The organism is Streptomyces sp. NBC_01216, from assembly GCF_035994945.1.
GTDB lineage: Bacteria > Actinomycetota > Actinomycetes > Streptomycetales > Streptomycetaceae > Streptomyces.
Window position 1 is genome coordinate 6,526,239 of record NZ_CP108677.1, and the last position, 26,173, is coordinate 6,552,411.

Consider the following 26,173-nt stretch of genomic DNA (forward strand, 5'->3'; position numbering starts at 1 on the left):
GTGGCCGGCCCCGGGGCCGGTCCCCGGGTTGCGCCGCCCCGCATGTGCGCCACCCTGGACGGACCGGTGGTGATGCGCATGGAACCGCACAAGCTTCCCGCGGTGCGGGCGGTGCTCTTCGACACGGACGGCGTCCTGCTCGACACGGCCGTGTCGCACGCCGCAGCCTGGAAGAAGGCGTTCGACGCCTGCCTGGCCTCGCCGCTGCCGGGCCCTCCGCAGCCGGCGTTCGACGCCGAGGGCGAGTACCGGGCACTGGTCGACGGGAAGTCCCGTTTCGACGGTGCACGGGCCTTCCTGCGAGCCCGAGGCGTCGACCTGCCGGCCGGAACGCCCGGCGACCCGCCCGGCTGCGCCACCGTCTGGGCGGTCGCGGCGGCCAAGGACCGGGCTCTGGTGACGGCGCTGCGCGACGCCGAGGTCCCCGTCTTCGCCGACACCGTCCCCGCGCTGCGCGCGCTGCGCCGGGCCGGCCTGCGTCTCGCCGCCGTATCGGCATCCCGGCACGCGCGCTCGCTGCTCGCCTCGGCCGGACTCGTGCGGTGGTTCGACACGGTCCTGGACGGCGAGCAGGCCGCCCGTCTCGCGCTCCCCGGCAAGCCCGACCCCGCGCTGTTCCTGGCCGCCGCGCACCGTCTGGGTGTCGTCCCCGGCGACTCGGCGCTCGTGGAGGACGCGGTCGCGGGCGTGAAGGCGGGCCGCCGGGGCGGATTCGCCCTCGTCGTCGGGGTGGACCGCCGGGCGGCGCCGGGCACCGCCGCCGCGTTGCGCCACCACGGGGCAGGGGTCGTCGTCCGTGACCTCACCGACCTGGCCCGGCGGCTGGGAGCGTGCGACGCGGTGGGCTCGGGCCGTCGGGGCGCGAGTGGCGGCCGGAGCGAGGAGCAAGACGGCCGGGGTGGCGGTGCGGCATGAGCGACACCTCGTGGACCTGGGAGTACGCCGCCTACGAACCCGCGAGGGAACGCCTGACCGAGTCGCTCTGCACCCTGGGCAACGGACGTTTCGCCACCCGGGGCTCCGCACCCGAGACCGCGGCCGACGCGGTGCACTATCCGGGTACCTACGCCGCCGGCTGCTACGACCGGCTCACCTCGTCCGTGGCCGGACACCCGGTCGACAACGAGGACCTGGTCAACCTGCCCGACTGGACCCGGCTGCGCTACCGCTGCCTGCCGGACGACGGCCCGCCCGGCGCCTGGCTCACCCCGGACGACCCGGGGCTGTTCCGCCATCGTCTCGTCCTCGACCTGCGCACGGGGGTGCTCACCCGGCGCCTGCTCTACCGGCGACCGGACGGCCGCGGTCTCGGCGTCACCCACACCCGGATCGTGCACATGGGCAGTCCGCGCCTGGCGGCGCAGCAGACCGTGTTCCGGGCCTACGGATGGAGCGGCGCCGTCGAGGTCGAATCCCGCGTCGACGGGGACGTCACCAACGCCGGTGTGGAGCGCTACCGTGACCTCGACGGCCGTCATCTGACGGGACATCAGCCCGGATGCGAGGGCGACGGCATCGCCCGGCTCGGGTTCCGCACACGTTCGTCGGGGATCGCCTTCGGCCTCGCCGTACGGTCCGTCACCCGGCCCGGCGTTCCCGCCCGCGAGGCGGTCACGCCTACCGGCACGGTGCAGACCTTCCGCCTGCCGTTCTCCGGCCGGCGTCCGGTGATCGTCACCAAGACGGCCGCCCTGGCCACGTCACTGGACCGTCCCGCCGCCGCCCCGCTCGCGGCGGCCGTCGAGGAGCTCACCCGTGCGCCGTCCTTCCCCGGCCTGCTGGTCTCCCACCGCACGGCCTGGCGGCGGCTCTGGGCACAGGCGGAGTCCGAGATCCCCGGCGAGGCCGGACGAATCCTGCGCCTGCACCACTTCCACCTCCTCCAGACCCTGTCCCCGCACACCGCCGAGCTCGATGTCGGGGTGCCCGCCCGCGGCTTGCACGGGGAGGCGTACCGAGGCCACGTCTTCTGGGACGAGCTGTTCGTCCTTCCTCATGTCACCCTCCACTTCCCGGAGGTGGCGCGGGCTCTTCTCCTGTACCGGTACCGCAGGCTCCCCGCGGCTCGTGAGGCGGCGGCCCTGGCCGGCGCCGAGGGAGCCATGTACCCCTGGCAGAGCGGCAGTTCGGGGCGTGAGGAGACCCAGTCCCTGCACCTCAACCCGTACTCCGGACGCTGGCTGCCCGACCGTTCGCGGCTCCAGCGGCACGTCGGCTCGGCCGTCGCCCTGAACGTCTGGCGCTACGGCCGCGCGAGCGGCGACACGGGCTTCCTGCACGGCCCGGGTGCCGAGATCCTGCTGGAGGTCGCCCGGTACTGGGCGAGCGTGGCGGCCTTCGACGCGGACCACGAGCGGTATCGCGTCCGCGGTGTCGTCGGGCCGGACGAGTACCACGACGGCTATCCGGACGCGACCGAGCCCGGCATCGACGACAACGCCTACACCAACGTCACGGCGGCCTGGGTGCTGGCCCGGGGACTCGAACTGCTCGGTGAACTGCCCGCCGAGCGTCGTGCCGAACTGGCCGAGCGCCTGCGGCTCGACGACGGTGTCCTGGACCGCTGGCAGGACATCAGCCGCCGCATCTACGTGCCGTTCCATCAGGGCGTGATCAGCCAGTTCGAGGGATACGGGCGGCTCGCCGAACTGGACTGGAAATCCTACCGGCGCCGCTACCCCGACATCCGCAGGCTCGACCGCATCCTGGAGGCGGAGGGCGACACCGTCAACCGCTACCAGGCGTCGAAGCAGGCCGACGTGCTCATGCTGGGTTATCTCTTCCGACCCGCCCGGCTCCGGGAGCTGTTCGCGCGGCTCGGGCACCACCTCGACGACGACGTGTGGCGGGCGACCGTCGACTACTACCTCGACCGGACCTCTCACGGTTCGACGCTGAGCAGCCTGGTCCACGGATGGGTGCTCACCCGGCAACAGGGTCCGGCCGCCTGGCGGTACTGCGAGGAGGCCCTGCGCGCGGACGTCAACGACATCCAGGGCGGCACGACCGGTGAGGGGATCCACCTCGGTGCCATGGCCGGCACGCTCGACCTCGTGGAGCGCGGTCTCACCGGACTCGACCCGGACGGAGAGGGCCTGCGGGTGGACCCCGTCGCGCTGCCCGAGATCCCCTGGTTGTCCTACACGCTGTGCTTCCGCGGGATCGCGGGCATCCGGGTGCGGATGCGGCCCGGCCGCCTCGGGATCTCGGTGCCGGGCTCGCAGCGGGGGCCGCTCGTCGTCATCCTGCCCGGGGAGCGCCGCGTCACCGTGGCGGCCGGCGAGGAACGCTGGTTCCTGCTCTCACCCGGCCGAAGCCGCGGTCACTCCACGAACCGCAGCACTTCGGACACCGGCCTGCGGGGCGTGGCGGGCCCGGCCGGACCGTAGCCGATCCGGACGATCATCTGGACCCTGCCGGTCACCCTGACGGGGTCGCCGGCCTCGTCGCGCAGCTCGGTCCATTCCAGGGGCTGCGAGATCAGGGAGGTGGCGAGTCCGTCGAGCGTGGCCCGGAGCAGTACCCGCTGCATCGCCTGGCCGGCCCGCAGCCAGTCGGCCGGACCGTCCCCCTCCGTCCCGAGCAGGACGATCTGGGGCCGCTTCTCGAACACCGCGGCCTCCCGGTCGGCGACCCGGTGCAGCGCGTCGAAGTCGCGCACCGGCGCGCTCACGCCGAACTGCCGGGGACCGAAGGCGTACGCGGGGATGCCCTCGGTGACCGGCCCCTCGCCCGGCGAGCCGGTACGGGTCCACGCGGCGATCTCGCGCCGGATCGCGGAGTCCGCGGCCTCGAAGAGCGCGGAGTCGCGCACCAGCGAGAGCACCGTGTCGGTGTGCCACGGTCCGGGGACGACCAGCCTGCAGCCCTCCAGGAGCGCCGCGGCACTCAGTCCGTCGAGGACGGGGCCGGGTACCGGCTCGTCGGAGTACGGGAACCGGCTGCTGTGCCGTCGCCGCAGCGCCGTGTGCAACGCGTGCAGATCGGGGTCGGGGTCCGCCTGCGGGCCGGGGCCGCGGTGCAGCCGGATCTCCGCCAGCTCCCAGGGGTCGCCGGGATCGGGGAGCAGCCGGATCGTGGCGTCCCAGTGCCGCCAGGCCGCGGCCACACGAAGGTTGAACAGCGCCGCGCCGCACCCGAGGTGCAGGGCACGGTGGCCGGGATCGGACTCGGGCATCGCCCGCCCGGGGTCGCCGTACAGCCGGATCACGTCACCGCCCGGCCGGTGGACGAAACGCCACGGCTGCGCGTTGTGCATGGAGGGCGCCGTGACGGCGTCCTCGACCAGCGAGGTCACGGTGTCCGGGCCGAGATCGGTGGTGCCCACGGGATCGTCCTGTCTGTGCGGGACCACTCCGCTGCCGGCGGCACCGACGTGGTCAGGTGGCCCGGTGGCCCGGGATCGTCCTGACTCCATCGTCCGCCGGTCCGGGCCGCCGGGCGAGGGCCGAACGGCCCTGCGCCCGAGGAACGACCTGGGCCGCGCCAGGACTCCCCGCCGGACGGCCGCCCGGCCCACGTCGGGTTCGGCGCCGCGGAGTGCCGGCCGGTGCCCCCGGTCCCGGCCGGGAGCTCCCCGTGTGGGCGCGGCTCCGGGGGAAGCCACGGGGGTCCGGCCGTACGGTGGGACCGGGAGGCGGTGCGCGCGCTCCCTTGCCGAACCTGGCGGAGGAGTCCATGGAACAGGAGGCCGAGGACGGCGCGGTGACGGACACACCCCGACTGAGGCTGGACGAGCTCCTCGACGAACTCCAGGACCGGCTCGGGGAGGTGCGGGCCACCCGCGACCGGCTGAACGGGCTGCTGACGGCCGTCATGTCGCTCGGCGGCAAACTCGACCTGCCCGACGTCCTGCACGGAATCGTCGAGGCCGCCGTGACCCTCGTCGACGCGCGGTACGGAGCCTTGGGCGTGATCGGCGACGATCGGAAGCTGGCCGCGTTCCTTCCCGTCGGCATCAGCGACGAACTCCGTGCCCGGATCGGATCACTGCCCTCGGGCCACGGGCTGCTGGGCGAGCTGATCCGGCACCCCGAGCCCCTGCGTCTCGCGGACCTGTCCGACCACCCCGCCTCGTACGGCTTCCCGCCCCACCATCCGCCGATGCGCAGCTTCCTCGGGGTGCCCATCAGGGTCGGGAACGAGGTTTTCGGCAACCTCTATCTCACGGAGAAGCGCGGCGGTGCGCGTTTCGACCAGGAGGACGAGGCGGTCGTCCTCACTCTGGCGGTGGCGGCCGGAGTCGCCGTGGAGAACGCGCGGCTGTTCGCCGAGTCCCGGCTGCGTGAACGGTGGCTCGCCGCGAGCACGTCCTTCACCAGCGCGCTCCTGTCCGGATCGGAACAGGAACCGGTCCTCGAAGGGATGCTGGCGCAGGCTTTGGACATCACCGGCGCCGACACCGGCGTCTTCTACCGTGTCGGCCGCGGAGGGGAACTGCGCGGCTCGCTCGCGTCGGGGCAGGGCGCGGACGCCCATCGCGACATCGTCCTGGAGAGCAGCGGCGCCGCCCTCGCCGCGGCGGCGCTGGCCTCGGACGGTCCGGTCGTCGTACACGACATCGAGCACGACGAGCGGGTCACGAGGGAACCGGGCAGCTGGGAGGGCTTCGGCCCGGCCGTGGCCGTCACCGTCGGCACCCGGGAGCGGCTCAGCGGTGTGCTGATGCTGGCCCGTACGCGGGGCAGGCCGCCCTTCTCGCCGGTCGAGCTCGCGGGCCTCCCCGGTTTCGCCGGGCAGGTCGCGCTCGCGCTCGAACTGGCCGGCCGGCGGCGTGACGCCGAACAGATCGTGCTGCTGGAGGACCGGGACCGCATCGCCCGTGACCTGCACGACCTGGCCATCCAGCGGCTCTTCGCCACGGGAATGACCCTGCAGAGCGCCCAGCGTTTCGTGGACCACCCGGAGGTCGTCGACCGCATCGGACGCGCCGTCGACGACCTCGACACCACCATCAAGATCATTCGATCGGCCATCTTCGGCCTGCGCGGGGACGAGGCGGAGGGGCGGCCCCGCAAGCTGCGGGCACGCGTCGTCCGGGCCGTCGACGCGGCCAACGCCGCCCTGGGATTCGCCCCCGCCCTGCGCATGCAGGGGCTGCTCGACACGGACGTACCGCCCCAGGCGGCGGACGCGGCCCTCGCGGTGATCGGCGAGGGCCTGACGAACATCGCCCGGCACGCCCGTGCCCGCAGGGCGGACGTGGCGGTCGTCGTCTCCGACGGCGCCCTCACCGTGATGTTGAGCGACGACGGGGTCGGCCTTCCGGCGGGCGGCGGGAGACGAAGCGGGCTGCGGAACCTCGCCGAGCGTGCCGAGCGCCTGGGCGGGACCCTGACCCTCTCGCCGAACGAACCGGACGGCCGGGGCACCGTCCTGCGATGGTGCGTCCCACTGGGGGACGACACGACAGAGGAGGCCGGGCCGCGGGCACCCTGACCGAGAGCCGGGGCGTGCGGAGCACCGGCGGTCCGGCGGTCTCGGAGCGCGGGAGGAGAGGAGAGGCCGTCACGTTGGCGCCGCGGGGGCTCAGCCCGCGTCGTCGTGCTCGTGCGCCTGGGCGGCGATGACCGCCGCCTGTACCCGTCGTTCGACCCCGAGTTTGGCGAGCAGCCGCGAGATGTGGTTCTTGACCGTCTTCTCCGACAGGTAGAGGCGGTGGGCGATCTGGCGGTTGGTCATGCCCTCTCCGATGAGGTCCAGCACGTCGTGTTCCCGCTGCGTGAGGGCTGCGAGGAGTGCGTCCTCCGGCGGACTCGCGGGCTCCGGCTCCCGCAGGGAGCTCATCAGCCGGGCCGTGGTGGCGGGGTCGAGCATCGACTGTCCGGTCGCCACCGTACGGACCGCCGCCACCAGGTCCGACCCCTTGATCTGCTTGAGCACGTAACCCGCCGCCCCGGCCATGATCGCGTCGAGAAGGGCCTCCTCGTCGTCGAAGGAGGTGAGCATCAGGCAGGCCAGCCCCGGCATCCGTGACCGCAGTTCCCGGCACACCGAGATGCCGTCGCCATCGGGGAGCCGCACGTCGAGGATCGCCACGTCCGGCTCCAGGGCGGGCCCCCGGGCGAGCGCCTGCTCGGCCGTGGCCGCCTCGCCGACCACCGTCAGGTCCTCCTCGGCGTCGAGAAGGTCGCACAGGCCCCGGCGGACGACCTCGTGATCGTCCAGGAGGAAGACCCGCACGTGTGCGGCGGCGGAGAAGCCCGGTTCGTCGGACATGGAGGCCCCTGTGGTCGCGTTCCGGAGATGACCGGTATCCCCGACCAGTGTCTCAGGACCCGCGCGAACGCACCGTCGGACGGCTTCCTTCGGGGGGTGTGTCCCGCACGCCGCCACTCGGGGCGACGCACGGTGTTCCTTCGCGGCACCGGGTCATCCGCTGGTGACCCAGGGCATCGGCCCACGACGTCCGGTGACGGACGCGCGGACCGTGCTCAGAGCCTGTCGGGTGGCCTTCGGCCGGCAGGCGGACGCGGCCTGGTGCGTGCGATTCCAGGGCGCGGCGAGGTCACCGTAGGGGAGCCACCGGGGCAACACCGGCAGCGTGCGTGCCAGGGCGTGACCGCCCGGTCAGAGGCCACCCGGCAGGCTCTCAGCCGGTCACCCCGTCCACGAGCCGGGCCAGCGCGGTGGCCAGCGTGTCGAGCCCCGGACCCGGGGGGCCGCCCGGCTCCTCCATGTAGAGGTCACGGCGGAGTTCCACCATGAGCGCGGTGACGTTCGTGGCCGTCCCGTAGTACCGCAACGGCACGTACGTTCCCGCGAACGGGCTGTCCAGCCCGATTCCGCCGACGTCCGCGAACGCCCCGCGGGCCGCGCCGAGCAGCGCGGCGGGCGTGTGGAACGGGTCCGTCCCCAGGCAGACCGGCGGGCGCGGCCCGTCGCCGTGGAGCTCGTACGGCAGCGTCCTCGTCGGATACGAGTGCACATCGATGATCACGGCGCGCCCCACGGCGTCGAGCCGCTCCGCCACCGCGACCGCCATCGCCGCCGCGTAGGGATGGAAGTACCGCTCGATCAGCGGCCGCCCGTCGAAACCGGCCGGCCGGAGCGCCGCGCGGTGTGTGGTGCGCGTGTACACCGCCCCCATGCCGCGCGCGAGCATCTCCTCGCGCTCGTCCGGGAAACGCTCGGGGTCGACCACCAGGCGGGACAGCCGGTTGACGAACCGCCACGGCGTGAGACGCGCGGCCCGGGACGCCCGGTCGGCGATCTCCGCCGTGTGGGAGTCGGTGATGTGGTCCAGTTCCGTCGCGAGAGCCGGGTCGTCGAGCACGATCCCGGCCCGCACCTCCTCGGGTACGGCACGCGAGGAGTGCGGAACGTGGAGGATCACGGGCGACTCGGCGGAGCCCGGGTGGAGCCGGAAGGAAGGGGTGGTGTCCGTCATCTGCGTCCCTGCTGTGTGCCCGCGGCGAGGTGGGCTCCGCATCGACGGGTGCGCGCACGGGGAGCGGCGCACCCCACGTGGCGCCCGGGAAGCCTCATGATCTCCCGCGCCGTCGGTCAGGCGGGCGGGGAACCGGCCCGCCTCGCCCCGGGCCCGCCTCCCGTGTACCCGCAGCGGGGAAGGGACCGCGTCGGCGGGGCGGACGGTGTATCCGCACGGAGGATGAGTCAAACACGGGTGGTTCGCGGTGTTTCATGCGCTTCTCGAATGACGCGGATCGCCCCGAAGTCCCGATAACGGACTAACCCGGACCGTTTGCCTGTGGCATAGGCTCCGTGGCTTCGGGCGGGTATCGTCTCGGCCGCTCGGTCGGGATCCTTCGAGCCCGCGCCGGAGAAGTGCCGCGGAATCTTCGGCGTTTCCTGTTATCCGGGAGACGCCCTGCGGTCTCCCAGATGCCGGGCATCGACAACAGGCGGGACAGGCAGAGTGAATCAGGGCATGGGAACACAGCACGGGACGGATCTCGTAAGGGCGGCACAGAGCGGCGACCCGTGGGCTCAGGACCAGCTCATCGCCGCCTATCTGCCCCTCGTCTACAACATCGTCGGACGAGCCCTCAACGGTCACCAGGACGTCGACGACGTCGTGCAGGAGACGATGTTGCGGGCGCTCGACGGCCTGGGGGGCCTGCGCGCACCGGACAGTTTCCGGTCCTGGCTCGTCGCCATCACCATGAACGGGATACGCGGTCACTGGCACAAGCGGCGCACCGGCCTTCCCGCCGGCGCCCTCGACGACGCCCGTGACGTCCCTCACCCCGGGGCCGACTTCGTGGAACTCGCCGTCGTCCGGCTGCACCTGTCCGGGCAGCGGCGGGAGACCGCCGAGGCGACCCGCTGGCTGGAGCCGGACGACAGCGCCCTGCTGTCGCTGTGGTGGCTGGAGTGCGCGGGCGAGCTGACCCGCTACGAGCTGGCGGCAGCCCTCGAACTCTCCACGCAGCACACCGCGGTCCGTGTGCAGCGGATGAAGACACAGCTCGACACCGCCCGGGTCGTCGTGCGGGCCCTCGCGGAGAACCCGCTGTGCCCCGCCCTGGGGTCCGAGCTCGGCACCTGGGACGGCCGGCCCTCGGCCCTCTGGCGCAAGCGAATAGCCCGCCACGCCCGCGGCTGCGCGCACTGCCGGGGCCTGTGGAGCAACCTCGTCCCCGCCGAGGGGCTGCTGGCCGGACTGCTCCTCGTCCCCCCGGCGGCGCTGTTGCTCGCCACCGTCCGGGACGCCGCGGGCTCCGGACTCGCAGCGGCGTCCGCCGCGACCACCGCGTTCCCGGCACAGCACCACGGCACCGGATACGGGACGCCCGGTCCCTACGGGGCCACCGAGCCCTACGGTGCGCCGTACGAGGCATCCGGTACCTACGAGGCATCCGGCTCCTACGGGACGCCGGGCGGGTACGACACCTCCGGCGGGTACGACACCTCCGGCGGGTACGGGACGCCGAGCCCGTACGAGACGAACGGCGCCTACGGGACCACGCTGTCGCACGAGTCCGACCCCCTCCACGGAGCTCCCGCGCAGACGCCGTACGAGGCCGCGCCGTACCAGAGCGGCCCGGCCCACGCGGCGACCGCCCCCTACGACGTGAGCGCGCTCCGCGCCCCGTACGAGACGGCGGAGCCCTACGAGGCCGCGGGCCCCTCCGAGCCGACCGAGCCGTGGACCACGGGCGAGGAGAGCGTCGCCCAGGAGCCCGGAGCGTCGTACGGGCACCGGAGTGCCCCGGCGGGAGCGGGCGGTCGTGGCTCCCGAGGTGCCCGCCGGCGTCGGGAACAGGAGCGGCGACGCGGCCGGCGCAGGGCCGTCGTCGCCGCCGGCATGGCGGTCGTGGCCGTCACCGGCGGGTCGTTCTACCTGAGCGGGGGACCCGACGGGGACGGCGACACGCTGGACGCGAACCGCGCCGCCGCGCCCGGCCCCGACCTGCCCCTCGCACAGCAACCCACCACCATGCTGGAGACTCCTTCCGCCTCGGCGTCCGCGTCCGCGTCCGCGTCCGCGTCGGCGAGCGCCACCGCGAGCCCGTCCGCCACCCCCAGCCGCACGGCGAAAGCCACGCCGAAGAAGACCGCCGCGCCCCGCACCTCGTCGCCCGCGCCGAAGCCGAAGGCGACCACCACGGGGACCGGCACGGGCACCGGAACGAAGCCCGGGTCCGGCTCGGACTCGACCGCCGACCAGGTCATCAGCCTGGTCAACGCCGAGCGAGCCAAGGCCGGCTGCGCTCCCCTGACGGCGAACTCGCAGCTGACCAGGGCGGCTCAGGGGCACTCCGACGACATGGCCGCGCGTGGCTTCTTCGATCACACCAATCCCGACGGCAAGAGTCCGGGCGACCGGGTCACGGCCGCCGGCTATCCCTGGTCGACGTACGGCGAGAACATCGCCAAGGGCCAGCGGACCCCGGAGCAGGTGATGGAGGCGTGGATGAACAGCCCGGGCCACCGCGCCAACATCCTCAACTGCGCCTTCAAGGAGATCGGGGTCGGCATCCACGACGAGGGCGGCCCCTACTGGACGCAGGTCTTCGGCGCTCGCTGACGGAGAACGCGCCGCGGCCGGCCGGACCGGTGCGCCACGGCCCCGTGCCACCGCGCCCCGGCCGCGACGTCCGTGGCGCCGTGGTCCTGGCCGCGTCCGTCGCCCTTTCCCGGCGGCCGGGCGTGACCGGGCACTCCGCCGCCTCCGCCCCTGTGTCAGGGTGGGACCGTGACCACGAGTGAGAACCCCGACCGCCTCGTCCTCGGTTGCATGGGGCTGGGCGGAACCTGGGACCCGAGCCCCTACACGGCCGCCGACGTCGATGCCGCGGAGGGCGCCGTCGAGGCGGCCCTGGACAGTGGCATCACCGCGTTCGACCATGCCGACATCTACCGGCACGGGAAGTCCGAGGCCGTCTTCGGCGAGGTCCTGGCCCGGTCGGCCGGACTCCGGGAACGGATCACCCTCCAGACCAAATGCGGCATCCGGCTCGCCGACGGGGACCGGCCCGGCCGTTACGACCTGCGCGGCGCCACCCTCGTCCGCAAGGTCGAGGAGAGCCTGGCCCGTCTGCGTACCGACGTGCTGGACGTCCTGCTCCTGCACCGGCCCGACCCGCTCGCCGACCCGGCCGAGATCGGCGAGGCCCTGACCTCACTCCACCGTCAGGGCCTGGTACGCCGCTTCGGCGTGTCCAACATGAACGCCGCGCAGATCGCCCGGATCCAGGCCCACCTCGACCTGCCCCTGGTGGTCGACCAGTTGGAGATGAGCCTGCACCGGCGCGCCTGGTTGGAGGACGGCGTTCTCGTCAACACCCCGGAGTCTGCCGCCAACGGCTTTCCCTCCGGAACCGTGGAACACTGCCTGGCGCACGGGATCTCCCTCCAGGCGTGGGGGCCGCTCGCGCAGGGCCGCTACACCGGACGGGAGGAGAGCCCGGACGAGCGCGCCACCGCCGTGCTGGTGCGGAGGCTCGCGGAGGCGAGGGGTACGACGCCGGAAGCGGTGGTGCTGTGGTGGCTGCGCCGTCACCCGGCCCGCATCGTCCCCGTGATCGGCTCGTCGAACCCCGCGCGCATCCGTGCCTGCCGGGACGCGGCGCTCCGCGAACCGGACCTCGGCCACGAGGAGTGGTACCGGCTGTGGGTGACGGCGCGCGGAGCGGCGCTTCCGTAGCGACCGCGTGACGCCTCGGGCAGGGGGAGCGCCCGCCCTCCCTCCTGGGGACCGCGACCCCGCCCGCCCGGGGACCTGATTCGGCGGCCGGGGTGCGCGAGACCCGCTCAGGAGAAGGCGTACGAGCGGAAGCGGTCCCGCAGTGCCGCCACCGGCCGGCTTTCGCGGGTGAAGTAGAGCTTGTTGGTGAGGAGGACGGCCCACCGGCGCCGGGCGGGGGAGACCCACATCGCCGTGCCGGTGAAGCCGAAATGCGCCCAGACGTCCGGCCGGCCACCGCCACCAGGGACGGGATCGGGGTCGGGGTGCCAGAGGAGGCCACGGGCCGGGGCGAGCCGGCCGGTCCGTATCCGAAGCGACTCCGCGACCCACGGGCCGTCGAAAGCGGCCGGTCCGGGGGCGAGCGCGTGGCGGAGGAAGCGGGCGAGATCGCCGGCGGGGGCGAAGACGCCGGCTATGCCGCAGGCGCCGCCGAGCAGCCGGGTCGAGAAGTCGTGCACCGTCCCCTTCAGGTGCGCGCCGGCTCCGTCGTCGAACTCGGTGGGCGCGCAGCGGGCGGCGGCGTCGGCCGTCAGCGGGCCGTACCGGGTCTCGGACATGCCGAGGGGGGTCCAGACCCGGGACGCCGCGAGGTCGGCGAGCGTCCGGCCGGTGAGGTGCTCGGCGAGGTACCCGAGGACGAGCGCGGCCCGGTCCGTGTAGGCGACGGCCCGCCCCGGCGGGTGGCGCAGCGGCTCGGCCAGTACGCCCGCCCGGACGGCGGCCGGGTCGCCGCCGTAGTGGTGGCGGAGATTCGCGCGCAGGGGCAGGCCCGCGGTGTGCGTCATGAGGTGGTGCGCGGTGACCGCGCCGAGCGGTCGGCCCGCCGCCTCGGGCCAGAACGTGCCCAGCGGACGATGGAGTTCCAGACGGCCGGACCGGGCGAGTATCCCGGCGACGGACCAGACGGCGAGGATCTTCGTGAGACTGGCCAGATCGAAGAGGGTGTCGCTCCGCATCGGCTCGTCCGGGCAGGCGGGGTCGAGCACACCGGCCGCGCCGTCCGCCAGGACGCCCTCGGCGTCGCCGACGGACCAGACGGCTCCCGGGCACACCCGTGCCCGCACGGCGTCGCGGACCAGCGACTGGATCCGGTCGGTGTGGTGTCCCATGGCATCCCCCGGGTGCGGTCGGGCGGTCGGTGGCCCCGAAGGTGCCGGGCTCCGTCGGTATGCCCGGACCGAGCCCGAAGGATGCCTCGTCCGTCAGGGTCTGAACACCATCAGGCCGGATACCGTGCAGGACATCTCCGACACGTTCCGGTCCGGCGCCGGGTGGTACCGCCCCGCGCAGACCGAGAGGTTGACGATGAGGTGGGCGCGCCAGTCGCGGCCCACTCCGCGCCGGTCGGCGTGGGCGCGGACGCCGTTGACGCTCCACACCACCGACCGGGCGCCGAACTCGGTGCGCAGGTCCACCCATTCCCCCGGCCGGATCGAGGGGTGGCGGTAGTAGCGGTGTCCTCCCCGTACATGGTTGGACAGCTCCAGGAGGTCGGGGTTGTCCGGGTGGTACTCGAAGACGTCGATCTCCTGGCCGCCGTCCAGCCAGGTCCAGATCGCCGGCCAGGCTCCCATCTCCCTGGGGAGTCTCACCCGCGCCTCCAGCACGTCGCCCGCGCGGACCTGGAAGCCCTCGGCGCTGCCCTCCGTCGTCAGGAGGCCCGCGTCCCACTTCCCGTCGGGCCGCCGGGTCGCCCGGAAGACCCCCGAGCGGCTGTACGCCGGGTCCTCCACCAGGTAGTCCAGCTTGTTGTCGCCGGGGTTGGTGGGCCCGCCGCCGGGATAGGCCCAGGAGCGGCCCGCGACCCACTGGGTGGCGGAGCCGAAGTCCGCGACGAACACCGGCGTCGCGGAGGACGGAGCCGAGGGCGCGCGGGGCGGCGGCGGGGACGGCGACGGGTCCGGTGCCCGCGGCGGGGCGGGAACGGTGTCGCGCCCCTGCCCGCGGTGCCGTCGCCGCAGCCGGTCGATCAGATCCGAGAACATGGGCGAACTCCTCCGTGGGGGGTATGGGTCATCCGGAGGCGTTCTGCCCAGGGACGCGCCACTCATGCTGAATCGTTCACCATGTGTCGAGTTGTCGTCACACAGGAGTAGTCGTCGTACGAGAGGAGCGGCCGTGCGGACCGCGTTCCGTCGCCGCGGGGGTGGTCCGGACGCGGGCGCCGGGCCCGGTCGCCGCAGACGGCCCGAGGGGGGTGGGCCCTGCTCGCGAGGGGAGTCACCCACTCGTGTGGATACCCCCCAAGGGTATTGCTGTCACGGTGGAGTCAGGTGCCCCAAGGGGTCATCCTTTCGAAGGAGAGTGACGTGTTCTTTGTCGACAGCCTGGACACCGAGGGGCTCGGCAACCGGAGTTACCTCGCGGGAGGCGCCCGCGGTGCGGTGGTCGTGGACCCGCCCCGCGACATCGACCGTGTGATCGCTGAGGCGGCCCGGCGCGGCGTGCGGATCACGGCCGTCGCCGAGACCCATGTCCACAACGACTACACGTGACCGGTGGCCTGGAGCTCGCCCGGCTGACCGGGGCGCGCTACCTGGTGCCCGCCGCGGCCGATGTGGCCTACGCCCGGGTGTCGGTGGCCGACGGCGACCTGGAGCCCGTCGACGACGGACTCGCCCTGCGTGCCGTGGCCACCCCCGGTCACACCCCGCACCACACCACGTACGTCCTGGAGGAGGCCGGCCGTCCGGTGGCGGCCTTCACCGGCGGATCGCTCTCATCGGCGGCGTCGGCCGTCCCCGCCTGGTGGAACCGTGGCTGGCCGAGGACCTGGCCCGCGCCCAGTACGCCTCGGCGAACCGGCTGGCGGCCGAGCTGGACGACCAGGTGCGGGTCCTGCCCACGCACGGGTTCGGCAGCTTCTGCTCTCCGCCGTGACGGCGAGCGTGCGGGCGGGTGGATCGAGGGGAGCGTGCACCTTCCCGTCCACCGGATCCACCGGCACCTGGAGGACGTGCCGGAGGGCACCGTATGGGTGCACTGCGCGGGCGGCATGCGTGCCGCCATCGCCGCCTCCGTGCTCGCCGCCGCCGGACGTGACGTGGTGGCCGTCGACGACGGGTTCGGCGCCGCGGCCGAGGTCGGCCTCGTGCTCGTCACCCGGTGATCCGGCGGGTCTTCGGCAGCGTGCTGCTGGCGGTCGCCGTGGCCATGGGCGTCACGGCCCTGCTCCCAGTGCGGTCAGGCCAGCGAGAGGAAGAGCTTCTCCAGCCGGGCCCGCATCTGGGCGGAGTCCCGCATCTCCGGATCGTCGCCGTTCATGCACTGCTGGAGCCCGGTCGCGATGATCGAGAAGCCGGCCCGGTCGAGGGCGCGGGAGACCGCGGCGAGCTGGGTGACCACGTCCTCGCAGTCCCGGCCCTCCTCGACCATCCGGATGACGCCCGCGAGCTGGCCCTGCGCCCGCCTGAGCCTGTTGAGCGCCGACTTCAGCTCGTCGGCCGACATGTCGAGTTGCACGCTTCCTCCTGCTTCCATACCCCTATGGGTATCCTACCGTGGGGGTGAACCATCAATCGAAAGGCCCTGTTCGTGACCAGCCCGACCACCGCGACCACTCTGACGACCTCCCAGGCCACGAACCGGTTCGGCGAGTACGTCGTCATCGACGTCCGCACGCCCGGCGAGTACGCGGCGGGTCACGTGCCCGGCGCCCGCAACATCCCGCTCGACCGGATCGAGGAGGCCGCCGCCGCCCTGCGCGCCGCCGCCGAGCGCCAGCCGCTGCTGATCGTATGCGCCTCCGGTGCCCGTTCGAGTCGGGGCTGCGGCCGGCTGGCGGCCCTCGGTGTCCAGGCGGCGAGCCTCGACGGAGGCACCGCCGCGTGGGTGGCGGCCGGTCACCCGGTCGAGCGGCCGGCCGGGGTGCGGGCGGCCTGGCCCATGGACCGCCAGGTCCGTCTCGCCGCCGGGACGCTCGTCCTCCTCGGCTTCCTCGCCGGACTGGCGTGGCCGCCCGCCCACTGGCTCTCGGGCCTGGTGGCGGCCGGCCTGGTGTTCTCCGCCGTGACCGGCACCTGCGGCATGGCCGCCCTGCTGGGCCGGCTGCCGCACAACCGGGCGCCCCGGGGCGCGGTCACCTTCCGGGAGACCCTGGAGGGGCTGACCGCCTGACCTCTCGCCGATCCGACGTCGGCCCCGGAGGGTCAGCGCAGGCTCGCGCCGTAGACGCGGTCCACGGACAGTGTGAGCAGCACCCGGCGGTCGGAGACCATGACCGCGTGGTACTCGTCCCAGTCCGGGTGCTCCCCGGCCGCCTCGCGGTAGTAGTCCACCAGGGCCTGCACCTCGGGGCCCCGCGGATCGCTCCCCGGTCCGACGAGCGTCACCGTGCCCTCGGCGGTGGCCCATGACCGGCCGTCCGTGTCGGTCACCTCCAGGGCGGCACGCGGGTCGCGGCGGAGATTGGCGATCTTGGCGGTGCCCGCGGTCGTCGACACCCGGATCACCCCGGCGTCACGGTCGTAGGCCGGCAGCACGGGGGAGAGCTGGGGGCGTCCGTCGGACTTGATCGTCGCGAGGACGCCGAGACGGCTCCGGGCGAGCAGTGCGTGCGGGTCGAACCCTGTGTCGGTCATGTCCGCCCCAACCCGGTGCCGCCCACGCCCTATTCCGATTCCGCGCGATCTCCTGCCCGGGGGTGTCCGCGCGCCGCCGTCCGTCCGCCCGCCCGTGCCGGCTGCCTACGATGGCCCCATGGCCGAACGCGAGGGACCCCCAGGAGCGGGTGGTGCGCACCAGAGCACCCCGGGCAGCCGCGAGCTCACCGCGGCGGCGGGGGTGTTCGCGCTCCTCGCCGATCCCACCCGGCTGCATCTGGTCTGGCTGCTCACGCGCGGGGAGTCGGACGTGACGGCGCTCGCCGAGGCGTGCGGTGCCGCCCGGCCGGCCGTCAGCCAGCATCTGGCGAAACTGCGTCTCGCCGGACTCGTCCGGCACCGCAAGGACGGCCGGCGCGTCGTCTACACGCTTCCCGACGGTCATATGCGGCGCCTCGTCGTCGAGGCGATCAGCCACGCCGACCACCAGGTGAGCGGAGAGCCCTGGCACGACTGACGCTCCGTGCGCGGACGTCCGGCCCTGCCCCGACCCCATGGCATCAACATGTGCGCACGCATGCACGCGTCGGCTACGGTGAAGGCCACCGTGTTGCCCGACGAGGGCGGTCTCCATGCTGTCCGTGCTACGCCACCGAACCTACCGGCACCTCTTCGCGGCCCAGGCCGTCGCGCTGACCGGAACCGGCCTCGCCACCGTCGCGCTCGGCCTCCTCGCCTACGACCTGGCCGGAACGCGCGCCTCCGCGGTCCTCGGCACCGCGCTGGCCCTCAAGATGGTCGCGTACGTCACGATCTCGCCGCTCGCCGGCGCGCTCGCCCGGCGGGTGCCGCGCCGCGCCCTGCTGATCTCCATGGACCTGACCCGCGCCGCGATCGCCCTGCTCCTGCCCTTCGTCACCCAGGTCTGGCAGGTCTACGCCCTCATCCTCCTGCTCCAGGCCGCCTCGGCCGTGTTCACGCCGGTCTACCAGGCCACCCTGCCCGAGGTACTTCCCGACGAGGGCGACTACACCCGGGCCCTGTCGCTGTCCCGGCTCGCCTACGACCTGGAGAGCCTGTTCAGCCCGGTACTCGCCGCCGGGCTCCTGGCCTTCGTCCCCTACGAAAGACTCTTCGCCGGCACCGCGGCCGGCTTCCTCGCCTCGGGCGCGCTGGTCGTCTCGGTCCCGCTGCCGGCACCGCCGGCGCCCGGTGGCGCCACACCGGACGGGGCGCGCCCCGGCGGCGGCCCGTGCCGGACGTTCTCCGGCACCCGGCTCTTCCTCGTCACCCCGCGGCTGCGCGCACTCCTCGCCCTCGATCTCGTCGTCGCCGCCGGCGGCGCGGTCGTCCTCGTCGACACCGTCGCACTGGTCCGTGACACCCTCGGCCGCTCCGCCGGAGACGTCCCGATCGCCCTCGGAACCTACGGAGCCGGATCGATGGCCGCCGCCCTCCTCCTGCCGCCCCTGCTGGAACGCTACGGCGAGCGGCCCCTGATGCTGCCCGCGGCCTTCGCGGCCACCGCCGCCCTCGGGCTGTCGGCCGCCGCCGCGTCTTCCTGGCCCGCACTGCTTACCACCTGGTTCCTCATCGGCGCGGCCGGATCGGCGATCCTCACACCCGCCGGACGGCTGGTGCGCCGCTCGGCGGCGGGCCCCGGCCTGCCGGCCGCCTTCGCCGCGCGATTCTCCCTCTCGCACACCTGCTGGCTGCTCACCTACCCGCTCGCGGGCGCCCTCGCCGCCACCGCCGGTCCACGGGTTTCCGCAGCCGTGCTGACCGCCGTCGCCCTCGCCGCGTCCGCCGCCGCGGTGCGCCTGTGGCCGCGCACGGACCCGGACGGACCGCACCACCTCCATCCCGGCCTCGCGCCGGACCACCCGCACCTGGCCGGCGCGCACGGCGGCCACGCGCACGCCTACCGCCGGGACGACCTCCACCCGCGCGGGGTCACCGCGCCCTCCCGGGACCAGCGAAGCGGAGCGTGACCAGCTCGAACGGCCGCAGCCGAAGCCGCAGCCCCCCGTCGGTCACCCGCACCGTGCCGGCCGGGGGGTCCGCCAGAGGCCGTTCCAGGAGATCGCAGAGCTGCGCCCCGACCGGGTCGACTCCGGTGGTCAGCCGCACGTCGGCGCGCGCGCCCCGGGACTCGTACAACCGCACGACCAGGTCGCCGCCGCGGTCGTCGGCCAGTTTCACGGCGCTCACCACGACGCCTTCGTCATCCACCGCCACCAGCGGCTCGACGTCGGCGTCCCCGGGAACCCGGCGCTCCGGCAGGCCGATCCGGTACCCCTCGCGCACGGCGTCGCCCACCGACGCTCCCGGCACCAGCGCGTGCCGGAACCGGTGCACGCCCTGGTCGGTGTGCGGGTCGGGGAAGCGGGGCGCACGCAGCAGCGACATCCGCACCGTCGTCGTGGTGCCGCGGTCGCCGGGCCGTACCGCACGGGTCACGTCGTGGCCGTACGTCGACGCGGTGACCAGCGCCACCCCCCAGCCGGGCTCCTCCAGATGGACGAAGCGGTGGTTGCACGCCTCGAACTTCGCCGCCTCCCAGCTGGTGTTGGTGTGGGTCGGACGGTACAGGTGGCCGAACTGGGTCTCCGCGGCGTAGCGGTCGGTATGGAGGTCGAGCGGGAAGGCCACCTTGAGGAACTTCTCCGTCTCGCGCCAGTCCACCTCGATGTCCAGGTCGAGCCGCTTCGCGCCCGCGTCGAGCGTCAGGGTCTGCGCCACGCGGGAGGCGCCGAAGGAACGGATCACGCGCACCGCGGCCGACCGAGGGGAATCGGCGACGACGACCACCTCCTCGGCCTCCGTGAGGTCGGTGACCGTGTTGCGGTAGAACCGGTCGACGTCCCAGGCGTCCCACATGTTCGGGAAGTCGGGGTGGATCTGGAGCAGGTTGGCCGCCGCGCCCGGGGCGATCGTCTCGCGTCCGGCGGCGAGGTCGACCACCGACACGACCAGCCCCCGTTCGTCCACCGACACGCGAAGCAGCCCGTTGGACAGGACACGCCCCCCGTCGGGCCGCTCCGTCACCGAGCAGCCCCCGGACTCCCCGCTCGTCCTGTGGTCGTCCAGAGCCTCCGACACCGCCAGGGCGCCGCCCGCGGGAACGCCGGCGCGCGCGTGCGGTGCGGCGTTGAAGACCACGTCCCGCCCCGCCGTGGCGTCCCCGGCCAGTGCCCGCTGCGCCCGCTCGACGATCCCGGTGAGCTCCCCGGCGACATCCGCGTAGGTCCGCTCCGCCTCGCGGTGCACCCAGGCGATCGACGACCCGGGCAGGATGTCGTGGAACTGGTGGAGCAGCACCGTCTTCCAGAGGCGGTCCAGTGCCTCGTACGGATAGGGCGAGCCCGTCCGGACGGCCGCGGTGGCCGCCCACAGTTCGGCCTCGCGCAGCAGGTTCTCGCTCGCCCGGTTGCCCTGCTTCGTCCGGGCCTGGCTGGTCAGCGTCGCCCGGTGCAGCTCCAGGTACAGCTCGCCCACCCACACCGGCGCGTCCGGGTACTCGGCCTCGGCTCGGTCGAAGAACGCGGCCGGCCTCTCCCAGACGACCCGCGCCGACCCCTCCAGATCGCGCAGCCGTGCGGCCTTCGCGACCATCTCGCGGGTGGTCCCGCCGCCCCCGTCGCCCCAGCCGGTCGGCGCGAGCGAATGCCGGGCCCGCCCCTTCTCCTTGAAATTGCGCGCCGCGTGGGCGATCTCCCGGCCCTGCATGGAGCAGTTGTAGGTGTCGACCGGTGGGAAGTGGGTGAAGATCCGTGTGCCGTCGATGCCCTCCCACCAGAAGGTGTGGTGAGGGAAGGTGTTGACCTGGCTCCACGAGATCTTCTGCGTCAACAGCCACCGGCAGCCCGCCGCCCGGATGATCTGCGGCAGTCCGGCGGCGAAACCGAAGGTGTCCGGCAGCCAAGCCTCCTCGCTCTCGATCCCGAACTCCTCCAGGAAGAAGCGCTTCCCGTGCACGAACTGACGGGCCATCGCCTCCGAGGACGGCATGTTGGTGTCCGACTCGACCCACATGCCGCCGGCCGGGACGAAACGGCCCTGCGCGACCGCCTTCTTCACCCGCGCGTACACCTCCGGCCGGTGTTCCTTGATCCACGCGTACTGCTGTGCCTGCGACATGGTGTAGACGAACTCCGGATGGTCCTCCAGGAGGGCCGTCATGTTGGCGGTGGTCCGCGCCACCTTGCGGACCGTCTCGCGCAGCGGCCACAGCCAGGCCGAGTCGATGTGCGCGTGGCCGACCGCGCTGATCCGGTGTGCCGAGGGCTCGGCGGGGGAGGCGAGCACCCCGGCGAGCCGCTCTCGTGCCACGGCCGCCGTCCCGTTCACGTCCTGCAGGTCGAGAGCGTCCAGTGCCCCCTCGACCGCCCGCAGCAGATCCCAGCGGCGGGCGCCGTCCGGCGGCAGCTCCGCCATCAGGTCGCCGAGGACCTCCAGATCCATCACGAGCTGCCACACCGTCTCGTCGAAGACCGCCAGATCCGTCCGTTCCAGGCGGTACCGGGGCCTCGTCCCGGCCGTCGACCGGTCGCCGAGGTCCGTCGGCAGGAAGGGGTGGTAGTCCAGGATCACCGGATTGGAGGCGGCCTCGACGTGCAGCAGCACCTCCTCGCCGCCGGCCGCCGGCGAACCGATCCGCACCCACTGGTTGCGCGGGTGGAGGCCCTTCACAGGAGTGCCGTCACCCCGGTAGACCAGCCCCTCGCACTGGAAGCCGGGCATGTTCGCGTCGAATCCGAGGTCGATCAGCGCCTCCACGGTCCGCCCCGCCCATGCGTCGGGGACCCGGCCTGACACGGTGAGCCAGCTCGTGCCCCAGGGAGCCCCCCAGGCATCGCCGACGGCGATCGGGGTCCGCGGCGCGGCGAGGCCCTCGGCCACCGGTACCGGCTCGCCGGGCGCAGTCCAGATGCCGGCTTCCAGGGGCACCGACGCCGGATGGACCGCCGGGCGGATCCGTTCGTCGAGGACCCGCCTCAGCCGGGACTCGATCAGGCCGCGGTCGTCGTGCATGGCAGTCGCTCCCTCGCGTGGGTGTGCGGGTCAGGGCTTTCGTCGGACCGGGCCGAGTTCTGCGGCCGTGACCGTCCGGGTGATGCCGCGTGCGTTCAGATGCTCGCGGTCCGCGGCGCGCGCCGCCAGTACGACCGAGGGTCGTACTCCTGCCGCGGCGAGCCGCATGAACGCCTCGAAGAAGGCTCCGCCGGGAGCGCAGACGGAGCGTCCGGCCGCCCCGTCGGGCAGGTCCAGCACCAGGGCGGTGGTGCGCGGGGCGGCCGGACGGCCGGTCGTGCGGACCTCCGCCACCACCTCGGCGATCGCCCGACCGGCCGGCTTGGCGGCCTGGTCGTTCGTCAACAGGCCCAGGCCGTATTCCAGTTCGGGGAAGTCGGCGAGCGAGCGGTCGACGTCGTGGGAGCACCACCAGGTGATCCCCCACAGATCCGGGCAGTCCAGCGCCGCCGCCACCGTCGTACGGGCGAAGCCGGCGGCCCGCTCCGGCGGGATGTGCGGGGCCGGGGCCCCGACCTCCTGGAGCCACACCTGCCGCGCCGGGTCGTCGGCCCACGCCTTGGACAGCTCGATCAGGTACGCGGCGTGCTGTCCGGTGGCGACGGCGTCGGCGCCGTAGCGCTGGGCGGTGCCGTTGAACACCCAGGAGTGCACGGCGGTCGCCGCGCCCAGCCGCGCCGCGTGCCCGGGGGTGAACGGATGGTCGTCCAGGTACCAGGCCGCGTCGTACTCCGCGTGCAGATGCAGCCGGCCCGGCGCGCCCTCCTCGCAGGCTTCCAGCATCCGGCGTAGCCAGTGCGCGGCCTGAGCGGGTGTGATGCGGTCCGGGTCCGGATGCGGGTCGCCGGAGAACTGGTTGATCTCGTTGCCGAGTGTCATGCCGAGGAAGTTGGGCCGGTCGGCGAGGGCCGAGGCGAGGGTGCGCAGGTACGCGGCCTGGCTGTCGAGGACGTCGGGGTCGGTGAACAGGTTCCGCCGGTGCCAGCTCACCGTCCAGGAGGGCCGGAAGTCGAAGCTGGACAGATGGCCCTGGAGTCCGTCGACGGCGACGTCGAGCCCGCGTTCGCCCGCCGCGTCCGCCAGGAGTACCAGCTGCTCGACCGCGCGCGGCCGAATCAGGGAGCGGTTCGGCTGGAAGACCGGCCAGAGCGGGAAGACCCGGACGTGGTCGAGTCCGAGGGCCGCGACGGAGTCGAGATCGGCCCGGACGGTGTCCGGGTCGAAGTCGAGCCAGTGATGGAACCAGCCTTCGCTCGGTGTGTAGTTGACTCCGAACCGCGGGACCCGCGAGGGGGGCTCGGCCGGTGGCGGCGGGGAGGTGGGCATGCTCGGGTCCTTTCCGGAGGTCATCCCTTGACCGCGCCTTCTTCGACGCCCTTGAAGAAGAACCGCTGGAGCACGGCGAACACGGCGACGACGGGCAGGAAGGCGATCATGGTGCCGGCGGCGATGAGCCGCGGATTGGCGGTGAACGTCCCGTCGAGATAGCGCAGTCCGACGGTGAGGGTGTAGTGCTCGGGGTCGTTGAGGACGATGAGGGGCCACAGGAAGTCGTCCCAGGCGCCGATGAAGGTGAAGATCACGACCACACTGAGCATGCCCCGTACGTTCGGCAGCCCCACATGGATCAGGCGCTGCGGGACGTTGGCTCCGTCGATCAGGGCGGCGGCGTCAAGCTCCGGCGGAACGGCCCGGAAGGCGGTGTACATCAGCAGGACGTTGAGCATGGCGATCGCTCCGGGCAGGGCCACGCCGAGCAGGGTGTCGGACAGCCCCATCCCGCGGACGGTCACGTACTGGGAGACCAGGGTGACCTCGCCGGGCAGGACGAGCGTGGCCAGGAAGAGGCCGAGCAGCCACCGTGCCCCGCGGAAGCGCAGCCGGGACAGGGCGAAGCCGGCGAGGGTGGCGCCCACCACGTTGCCGACGACCGCCACCGAGGCCACCACCAGGGAGTTGGCGGCATACGTCCAGACGGGGACGGTGTCGGCGACGTCGGCGTAGTTGGCGAACGTCGGCTCCCGGGGCAGGAAGTCCGGCGTACGCGCGTACACGTCCTCGCCCGGGCCCTTGAACGAGGTCGACAACTGCCAGAGGAACGGGCCGACGGTGAGCAGCAGGACCAGCGCGAGCAGGAGGTAGCGCACCGTCCGCGCACCGGCCGATGGGGCGCCGAAGGTCCGGGACACGGGATCAGGCCGGCTTCCGGTCGAGCCGGGCGAGCAGCAGCATCGGGCCCAGAGTGATCACGAAGAGGACGAGGCTCAGCGCGGAGGCGTAGCCGAGATGGCCGGTGAAGCCGCGGCTGTACATCTGGATGAGCATGACCACCGACATGTCCCGGCCGCCCGGTCCGCCGGTGCCGTCGGACAGGACGTACAACTCGGAGAAGACCCGCAGCGCGGAGACCGAGACCAGCACGGCGACCAGCGTCATCGCGGGCCGGACGCCCGGCAGGGTGACGTGCAGGAACCGTCGGATCGCGGAGGCCCCGTCGACGGCGGCTGCCTCGTGGAGTTCGCGTCCGACGTTCCCGAGCGCGGACAGGTAGATGACCATGTAGTAGCCGAGTCCCTTCCACACCGTCAGCGCGATCGCGCTGAACAGCAGCAGCCAGCGGTCGGTGAGGAAGGGGACCGGACGGTCCGCGAGGCCGAGCTGTCCGAGGAGTCCGTTGACCAGACCGCGGTCGTCGAGCACCCAGCCCCAGATCAGTCCGACCACGACGGCCGAGGCGACGACCGGGGTGTAGAAGGCCGTGCGGAAGAACGCGATGCCCGGCAGCCTCCGTTCCACCAGGAGGGCCAACAGCAGGGGCAGCACGGTGAGCAGCGGCAGGCAGACCAGCAGGTAGACGATGCTGTTGACCAGGGCGTCGGCCAACTGTTCGTCGTCGAGGGCCCGTTCGTAGTTCTCCAGGCCGGTGAACCGGCCGCCGCCGAGAGGCCGGGCGTCGCTGAACGACAGGACCACGGTGTTGACGGCCGGCCACAGGTTGAAGACGGCGAGCCAGACGACGGCGGGCCCGGCGAGCAGCCACGGGGTGAACCAGCGCCGGTGGGTCATGGAGTGGGTGCCTTCCTGGCGGGGGCCTGCCGAGAGGGCGGCCGGTCGGGGCGGTGGCGGCGCGCTCAGTCCCGGAGCATCCGGTCCGCGCGGGCGACCGCGGTGTCCAGGGCCTCCTGGGACCCTGTCCGTCCGCTGAGGGCCAAAGCGATCTGCTGGTTGATCACCGTCTTGATCGCGTCGTTGGCCTGGACCGGCTCCAGCACCGTGGCCCGCGCGAGCGAGGCGAACGCGGTGACCTTGGCGTCGCCCGCGTTGGTGCCGTCGCTCCGGCTGAAGTAGGGGTCCTGGGCAGAGGCCCTCGTGGAGGGGAAGACGCTGGTGAGGCGGGCGAAGGCCGCCTGGTTCCCGGCGTTCGTCACCCAGCGGGCCAGGGCCAGCGCGGTCGCGCGGTTCCCGGAGTGGCTCGCCACCGACAGCCCCTGGACGTACAGCGGCGGCGTGCCCATCGCGGGGGAGGAGACGACCTTGGGCGCCAGGCTCGGGTTGTCCGTGGCCAGCGAGGTGATGTAGTTGCCGCCGGCGGTGGTCCAGGCGGCGGTGCCCGCGGTGAACAGCTTGGTGTTGCCCGCGTACGTCTCGGTCAGCACGTCCCGGGGGAGCAGCCCCTCGCGGAAGGCGGCCCGGTAGGTGTCGAGCAGCGCTGCGGCCTCGGGGGTGTTGAAGGTGAAGCGGGTGCCGTCCTCGGACATCAGCGGCACACCGGCGCCGGCGAAGTCCATGAGTCCGGGTTTGCGGCTCATCAGGTAGACCGACCCGTTCGACCGCTCCTTCACCGTCCTGGCGGCCGTGATCAACTGTCGCAGGTCGGCCGGCGGCTTCGCCGGGTCGAGTCCGTACCGCCGGAGCTGGTCCGCGTTCCAGTAGTTGACGTCGGTGTTGAGGTACCAGGGGTAGCCGTACACACCCTCCCGGCCGGTGAACCGGTAGGCGTCGGTGCCGCCCTTCACGTAGTCCGCCTCGAGCTTCGGGTCGGCGGCGCCCACGTCGAGCAGCAGGCGGCGCTTCACCAGGGGCAGGGCGAAGTCCGGCGGCAGGTTGACCACGTCGGGCAGGGTGCCGCCGGCCGCCTGGCTGAGGACCTTCTCCGAGTACCCCTCGCCCGGCTGGTCGAGCCACTCGACCTCGACTCCCGGGTGCTCCTTCTCGAAGGCGTCGAGCACGCCTTCCATGTACGCCGTGAACGTGGGCTTCAGCGCCCAGGTCTGCAGGGAGACCCTGCCGCGTATCTCACCGCCCCCGGAGGGGACGCCGCGGTCCGTGCCGTCGACGCCGCCCAGCCCGCAGCCCGCCAGCAGCGCCGCCGTGGCCACGGCGGCGGCCGTCCGCATCCAGTCAGTTCTTCGCATCGCAAGGTCTCCCGGTCTGTTCCGACGGA

At 73.3% G+C, this 26,173-nt stretch carries 20 protein-coding genes and 1 pseudogene; 9 read left to right on the forward strand and 12 right to left on the reverse strand.

Going from position 1 to position 26,173, the window contains the following annotated elements:
- The first annotated feature begins 72 nt into the window (after window positions 1–72).
- Window positions 73–915: an HAD family hydrolase gene (locus OG393_RS29510; RefSeq protein ID WP_442817440.1), complete on the forward strand. Its 843-nt coding sequence runs from the start codon at window positions 73–75 to the stop codon at window positions 913–915.
- On the forward strand, window positions 912–3,389 hold the full coding sequence (locus OG393_RS29515; RefSeq protein WP_327377733.1) for a glycoside hydrolase family 65 protein: 2,478 nt from the start codon (window positions 912–914) through the stop codon (window positions 3,387–3,389). The genes OG393_RS29510 and OG393_RS29515 overlap by 4 nt, the downstream gene beginning before the upstream one ends.
- Here OG393_RS29515 and OG393_RS29520 read toward each other — a convergent pair.
- Window positions 3,323–4,327: an Acg family FMN-binding oxidoreductase gene (locus OG393_RS29520; RefSeq protein WP_327377734.1), complete on the reverse strand. Its 1,005-nt coding sequence runs from the start codon at window positions 4,325–4,327 to the stop codon at window positions 3,323–3,325. The two genes, OG393_RS29515 and OG393_RS29520, sit on opposite strands and share 67 nt — an antisense overlap.
- 350 nt (window positions 4,328–4,677) lie before the next feature.
- On the opposite strand from OG393_RS29520, the gene OG393_RS29525 reads away from it, so the two are divergent.
- On the forward strand, window positions 4,678–6,438 hold the full coding sequence (locus tag OG393_RS29525; RefSeq protein ID WP_327377735.1) for a sensor histidine kinase: 1,761 nt from the start codon (window positions 4,678–4,680) through the stop codon (window positions 6,436–6,438).
- A 90-nt stretch (window positions 6,439–6,528) separates the two neighbouring features.
- Here OG393_RS29525 and OG393_RS29530 read toward each other — a convergent pair whose 3' ends face one another.
- On the reverse strand, window positions 6,529–7,218 hold the full coding sequence (locus OG393_RS29530; RefSeq protein ID WP_327377736.1) for a response regulator transcription factor: 690 nt from the start codon (window positions 7,216–7,218) through the stop codon (window positions 6,529–6,531).
- A gap of 373 nt (window positions 7,219–7,591) precedes the next feature.
- Window positions 7,592–8,389: an N-formylglutamate amidohydrolase gene (locus OG393_RS29535; RefSeq protein WP_327377737.1), complete on the reverse strand. Its 798-nt coding sequence runs from the start codon at window positions 8,387–8,389 to the stop codon at window positions 7,592–7,594.
- Between the two features lie 501 nt (window positions 8,390–8,890).
- Here OG393_RS29535 and OG393_RS29540 point away from each other — a divergent pair.
- Both OG393_RS29540 and OG393_RS29545 read left to right on the forward strand, forming a co-directional pair.
- Complete coding sequence (locus OG393_RS29540) at window positions 8,891–10,993, forward strand: sigma-70 family RNA polymerase sigma factor (RefSeq protein WP_327377738.1); 2,103 nt, start codon at window positions 8,891–8,893, stop codon at window positions 10,991–10,993.
- A gap of 168 nt (window positions 10,994–11,161) precedes the next feature.
- Window positions 11,162–12,112 (forward strand): aldo/keto reductase, encoded by a 951-nt coding sequence (locus OG393_RS29545; RefSeq protein ID WP_327377739.1) that lies wholly within the window; start codon window positions 11,162–11,164, stop codon window positions 12,110–12,112.
- Window positions 12,113–12,219: 107 nt separating this feature from the next.
- Here OG393_RS29545 and OG393_RS29550 read toward each other — a convergent pair whose 3' ends face one another.
- Both OG393_RS29550 and OG393_RS29555 read right to left on the reverse strand, forming a co-directional pair.
- Window positions 12,220–13,263 (reverse strand): serine hydrolase domain-containing protein, encoded by a 1,044-nt coding sequence (locus OG393_RS29550; RefSeq protein WP_327377740.1) that lies wholly within the window; start codon window positions 13,261–13,263, stop codon window positions 12,220–12,222.
- A 93-nt stretch (window positions 13,264–13,356) separates the two neighbouring features.
- Entirely contained in the window at window positions 13,357–14,139 is a 783-nt protein-coding gene (locus OG393_RS29555; protein ID WP_327377741.1) for a beta-glucanase, read from the reverse strand.
- A gap of 324 nt (window positions 14,140–14,463) precedes the next feature.
- Here OG393_RS29555 and OG393_RS29560 point away from each other — a divergent pair.
- Window positions 14,464–15,263: pseudogene (locus tag OG393_RS29560) on the forward strand (MBL fold metallo-hydrolase).
- A 74-nt stretch (window positions 15,264–15,337) separates the two neighbouring features.
- On the opposite strand, the gene OG393_RS29565 reads toward OG393_RS29560, so the two are convergent.
- Complete coding sequence (locus OG393_RS29565) at window positions 15,338–15,616, reverse strand: metal-sensitive transcriptional regulator (protein ID WP_327377742.1); 279 nt, start codon at window positions 15,614–15,616, stop codon at window positions 15,338–15,340.
- Window positions 15,617–15,688: 72 nt separating this feature from the next.
- On the opposite strand from OG393_RS29565, the gene OG393_RS29570 reads away from it, so the two are divergent.
- Window positions 15,689–16,270, forward strand: a complete 582-nt coding sequence (locus tag OG393_RS29570; protein ID WP_327377743.1) for a rhodanese-like domain-containing protein — start codon at window positions 15,689–15,691, stop codon at window positions 16,268–16,270.
- A gap of 32 nt (window positions 16,271–16,302) precedes the next feature.
- On the opposite strand, the gene OG393_RS29575 is transcribed toward OG393_RS29570, so the two are convergent.
- On the reverse strand, window positions 16,303–16,734 hold the full coding sequence (locus OG393_RS29575) for a PPOX class F420-dependent oxidoreductase (protein ID WP_327377744.1): 432 nt from the start codon (window positions 16,732–16,734) through the stop codon (window positions 16,303–16,305).
- A gap of 118 nt (window positions 16,735–16,852) precedes the next feature.
- Here OG393_RS29575 and OG393_RS29580 point away from each other — a divergent pair, with 118 nt between their 5' ends.
- The gene (locus OG393_RS29580; protein WP_327377745.1) at window positions 16,853–17,212 is read left to right on the forward strand and encodes an ArsR/SmtB family transcription factor; all 360 of its coding nucleotides are present in this window, start codon (window positions 16,853–16,855) and stop codon (window positions 17,210–17,212) included.
- A gap of 115 nt (window positions 17,213–17,327) precedes the next feature.
- Window positions 17,328–18,686, forward strand: coding sequence for an MFS transporter (locus OG393_RS29585; RefSeq protein WP_327377746.1), 1,359 nt, complete (start codon window positions 17,328–17,330; stop codon window positions 18,684–18,686).
- On the opposite strand, the gene OG393_RS29590 is transcribed toward OG393_RS29585, so the two are convergent.
- From OG393_RS29590 to OG393_RS29610, 5 genes are all read right to left on the reverse strand, one after another.
- Window positions 18,649–21,729 (reverse strand): alpha-mannosidase, encoded by a 3,081-nt coding sequence (locus OG393_RS29590; protein ID WP_327377747.1) that lies wholly within the window; start codon window positions 21,727–21,729, stop codon window positions 18,649–18,651. The two genes, OG393_RS29585 and OG393_RS29590, sit on opposite strands and share 38 nt — an antisense overlap.
- A gap of 30 nt (window positions 21,730–21,759) precedes the next feature.
- Window positions 21,760–23,055, reverse strand: a complete 1,296-nt coding sequence (locus tag OG393_RS29595) for a glycoside hydrolase 5 family protein (protein ID WP_327377748.1) — start codon at window positions 23,053–23,055, stop codon at window positions 21,760–21,762.
- Window positions 23,056–23,075: 20 nt separating this feature from the next.
- Window positions 23,076–23,918, reverse strand: coding sequence for a carbohydrate ABC transporter permease (locus OG393_RS29600; RefSeq protein ID WP_327377749.1), 843 nt, complete (start codon window positions 23,916–23,918; stop codon window positions 23,076–23,078).
- A gap of 4 nt (window positions 23,919–23,922) precedes the next feature.
- Complete coding sequence (locus OG393_RS29605; protein WP_327377750.1) at window positions 23,923–24,795, reverse strand: carbohydrate ABC transporter permease; 873 nt, start codon at window positions 24,793–24,795, stop codon at window positions 23,923–23,925.
- A gap of 65 nt (window positions 24,796–24,860) precedes the next feature.
- Window positions 24,861–26,144: an ABC transporter substrate-binding protein gene (locus OG393_RS29610; RefSeq protein ID WP_327377751.1), complete on the reverse strand. Its 1,284-nt coding sequence runs from the start codon at window positions 26,142–26,144 to the stop codon at window positions 24,861–24,863.
- Window positions 26,145–26,173 lie beyond the last annotated feature (29 nt).

Excerpts from the sequence above, each read along its gene's own strand:
- OG393_RS29510 (WP_442817440.1), top strand. The coding sequence starts at position 73 with ATGCGCATGGAACCGCACAAGCTTCCCGCGGTGCGGGCGGTGCTCTTC.
- OG393_RS29515 (WP_327377733.1), top strand. The coding sequence starts at position 912 with ATGAGCGACACCTCGTGGACCTGGGAGTACGCCGCCTACGAACCCGCG.
- OG393_RS29525 (WP_327377735.1), top strand. The coding sequence starts at position 4,678 with ATGGAACAGGAGGCCGAGGACGGCGCGGTGACGGACACACCCCGACTG.
- OG393_RS29530 (WP_327377736.1), bottom strand. The coding sequence starts at position 7,218 with ATGTCCGACGAACCGGGCTTCTCCGCCGCCGCACACGTGCGGGTCTTC.
- OG393_RS29535 (WP_327377737.1), bottom strand. The coding sequence starts at position 8,389 with ATGACGGACACCACCCCTTCCTTCCGGCTCCACCCGGGCTCCGCCGAG.
- OG393_RS29540 (WP_327377738.1), top strand. The coding sequence starts at position 8,891 with ATGGGAACACAGCACGGGACGGATCTCGTAAGGGCGGCACAGAGCGGC.
- OG393_RS29550 (WP_327377740.1), bottom strand. The coding sequence starts at position 13,263 with ATGGGACACCACACCGACCGGATCCAGTCGCTGGTCCGCGACGCCGTG.
- OG393_RS29555 (WP_327377741.1), bottom strand. The coding sequence starts at position 14,139 with ATGTTCTCGGATCTGATCGACCGGCTGCGGCGACGGCACCGCGGGCAG.
- OG393_RS29575 (WP_327377744.1), bottom strand. The coding sequence starts at position 16,734 with ATGACCGACACAGGGTTCGACCCGCACGCACTGCTCGCCCGGAGCCGT.
- OG393_RS29580 (WP_327377745.1), top strand. The coding sequence starts at position 16,853 with ATGGCCGAACGCGAGGGACCCCCAGGAGCGGGTGGTGCGCACCAGAGC.
- OG393_RS29585 (WP_327377746.1), top strand. The coding sequence starts at position 17,328 with ATGCTGTCCGTGCTACGCCACCGAACCTACCGGCACCTCTTCGCGGCC.
- OG393_RS29590 (WP_327377747.1), bottom strand. The coding sequence starts at position 21,729 with ATGCACGACGACCGCGGCCTGATCGAGTCCCGGCTGAGGCGGGTCCTC.
- OG393_RS29595 (WP_327377748.1), bottom strand. The coding sequence starts at position 23,055 with ATGCCCACCTCCCCGCCGCCACCGGCCGAGCCCCCCTCGCGGGTCCCG.
- OG393_RS29605 (WP_327377750.1), bottom strand. The coding sequence starts at position 24,795 with ATGACCCACCGGCGCTGGTTCACCCCGTGGCTGCTCGCCGGGCCCGCC.
- OG393_RS29610 (WP_327377751.1), bottom strand. The coding sequence starts at position 26,144 with ATGCGAAGAACTGACTGGATGCGGACGGCCGCCGCCGTGGCCACGGCG.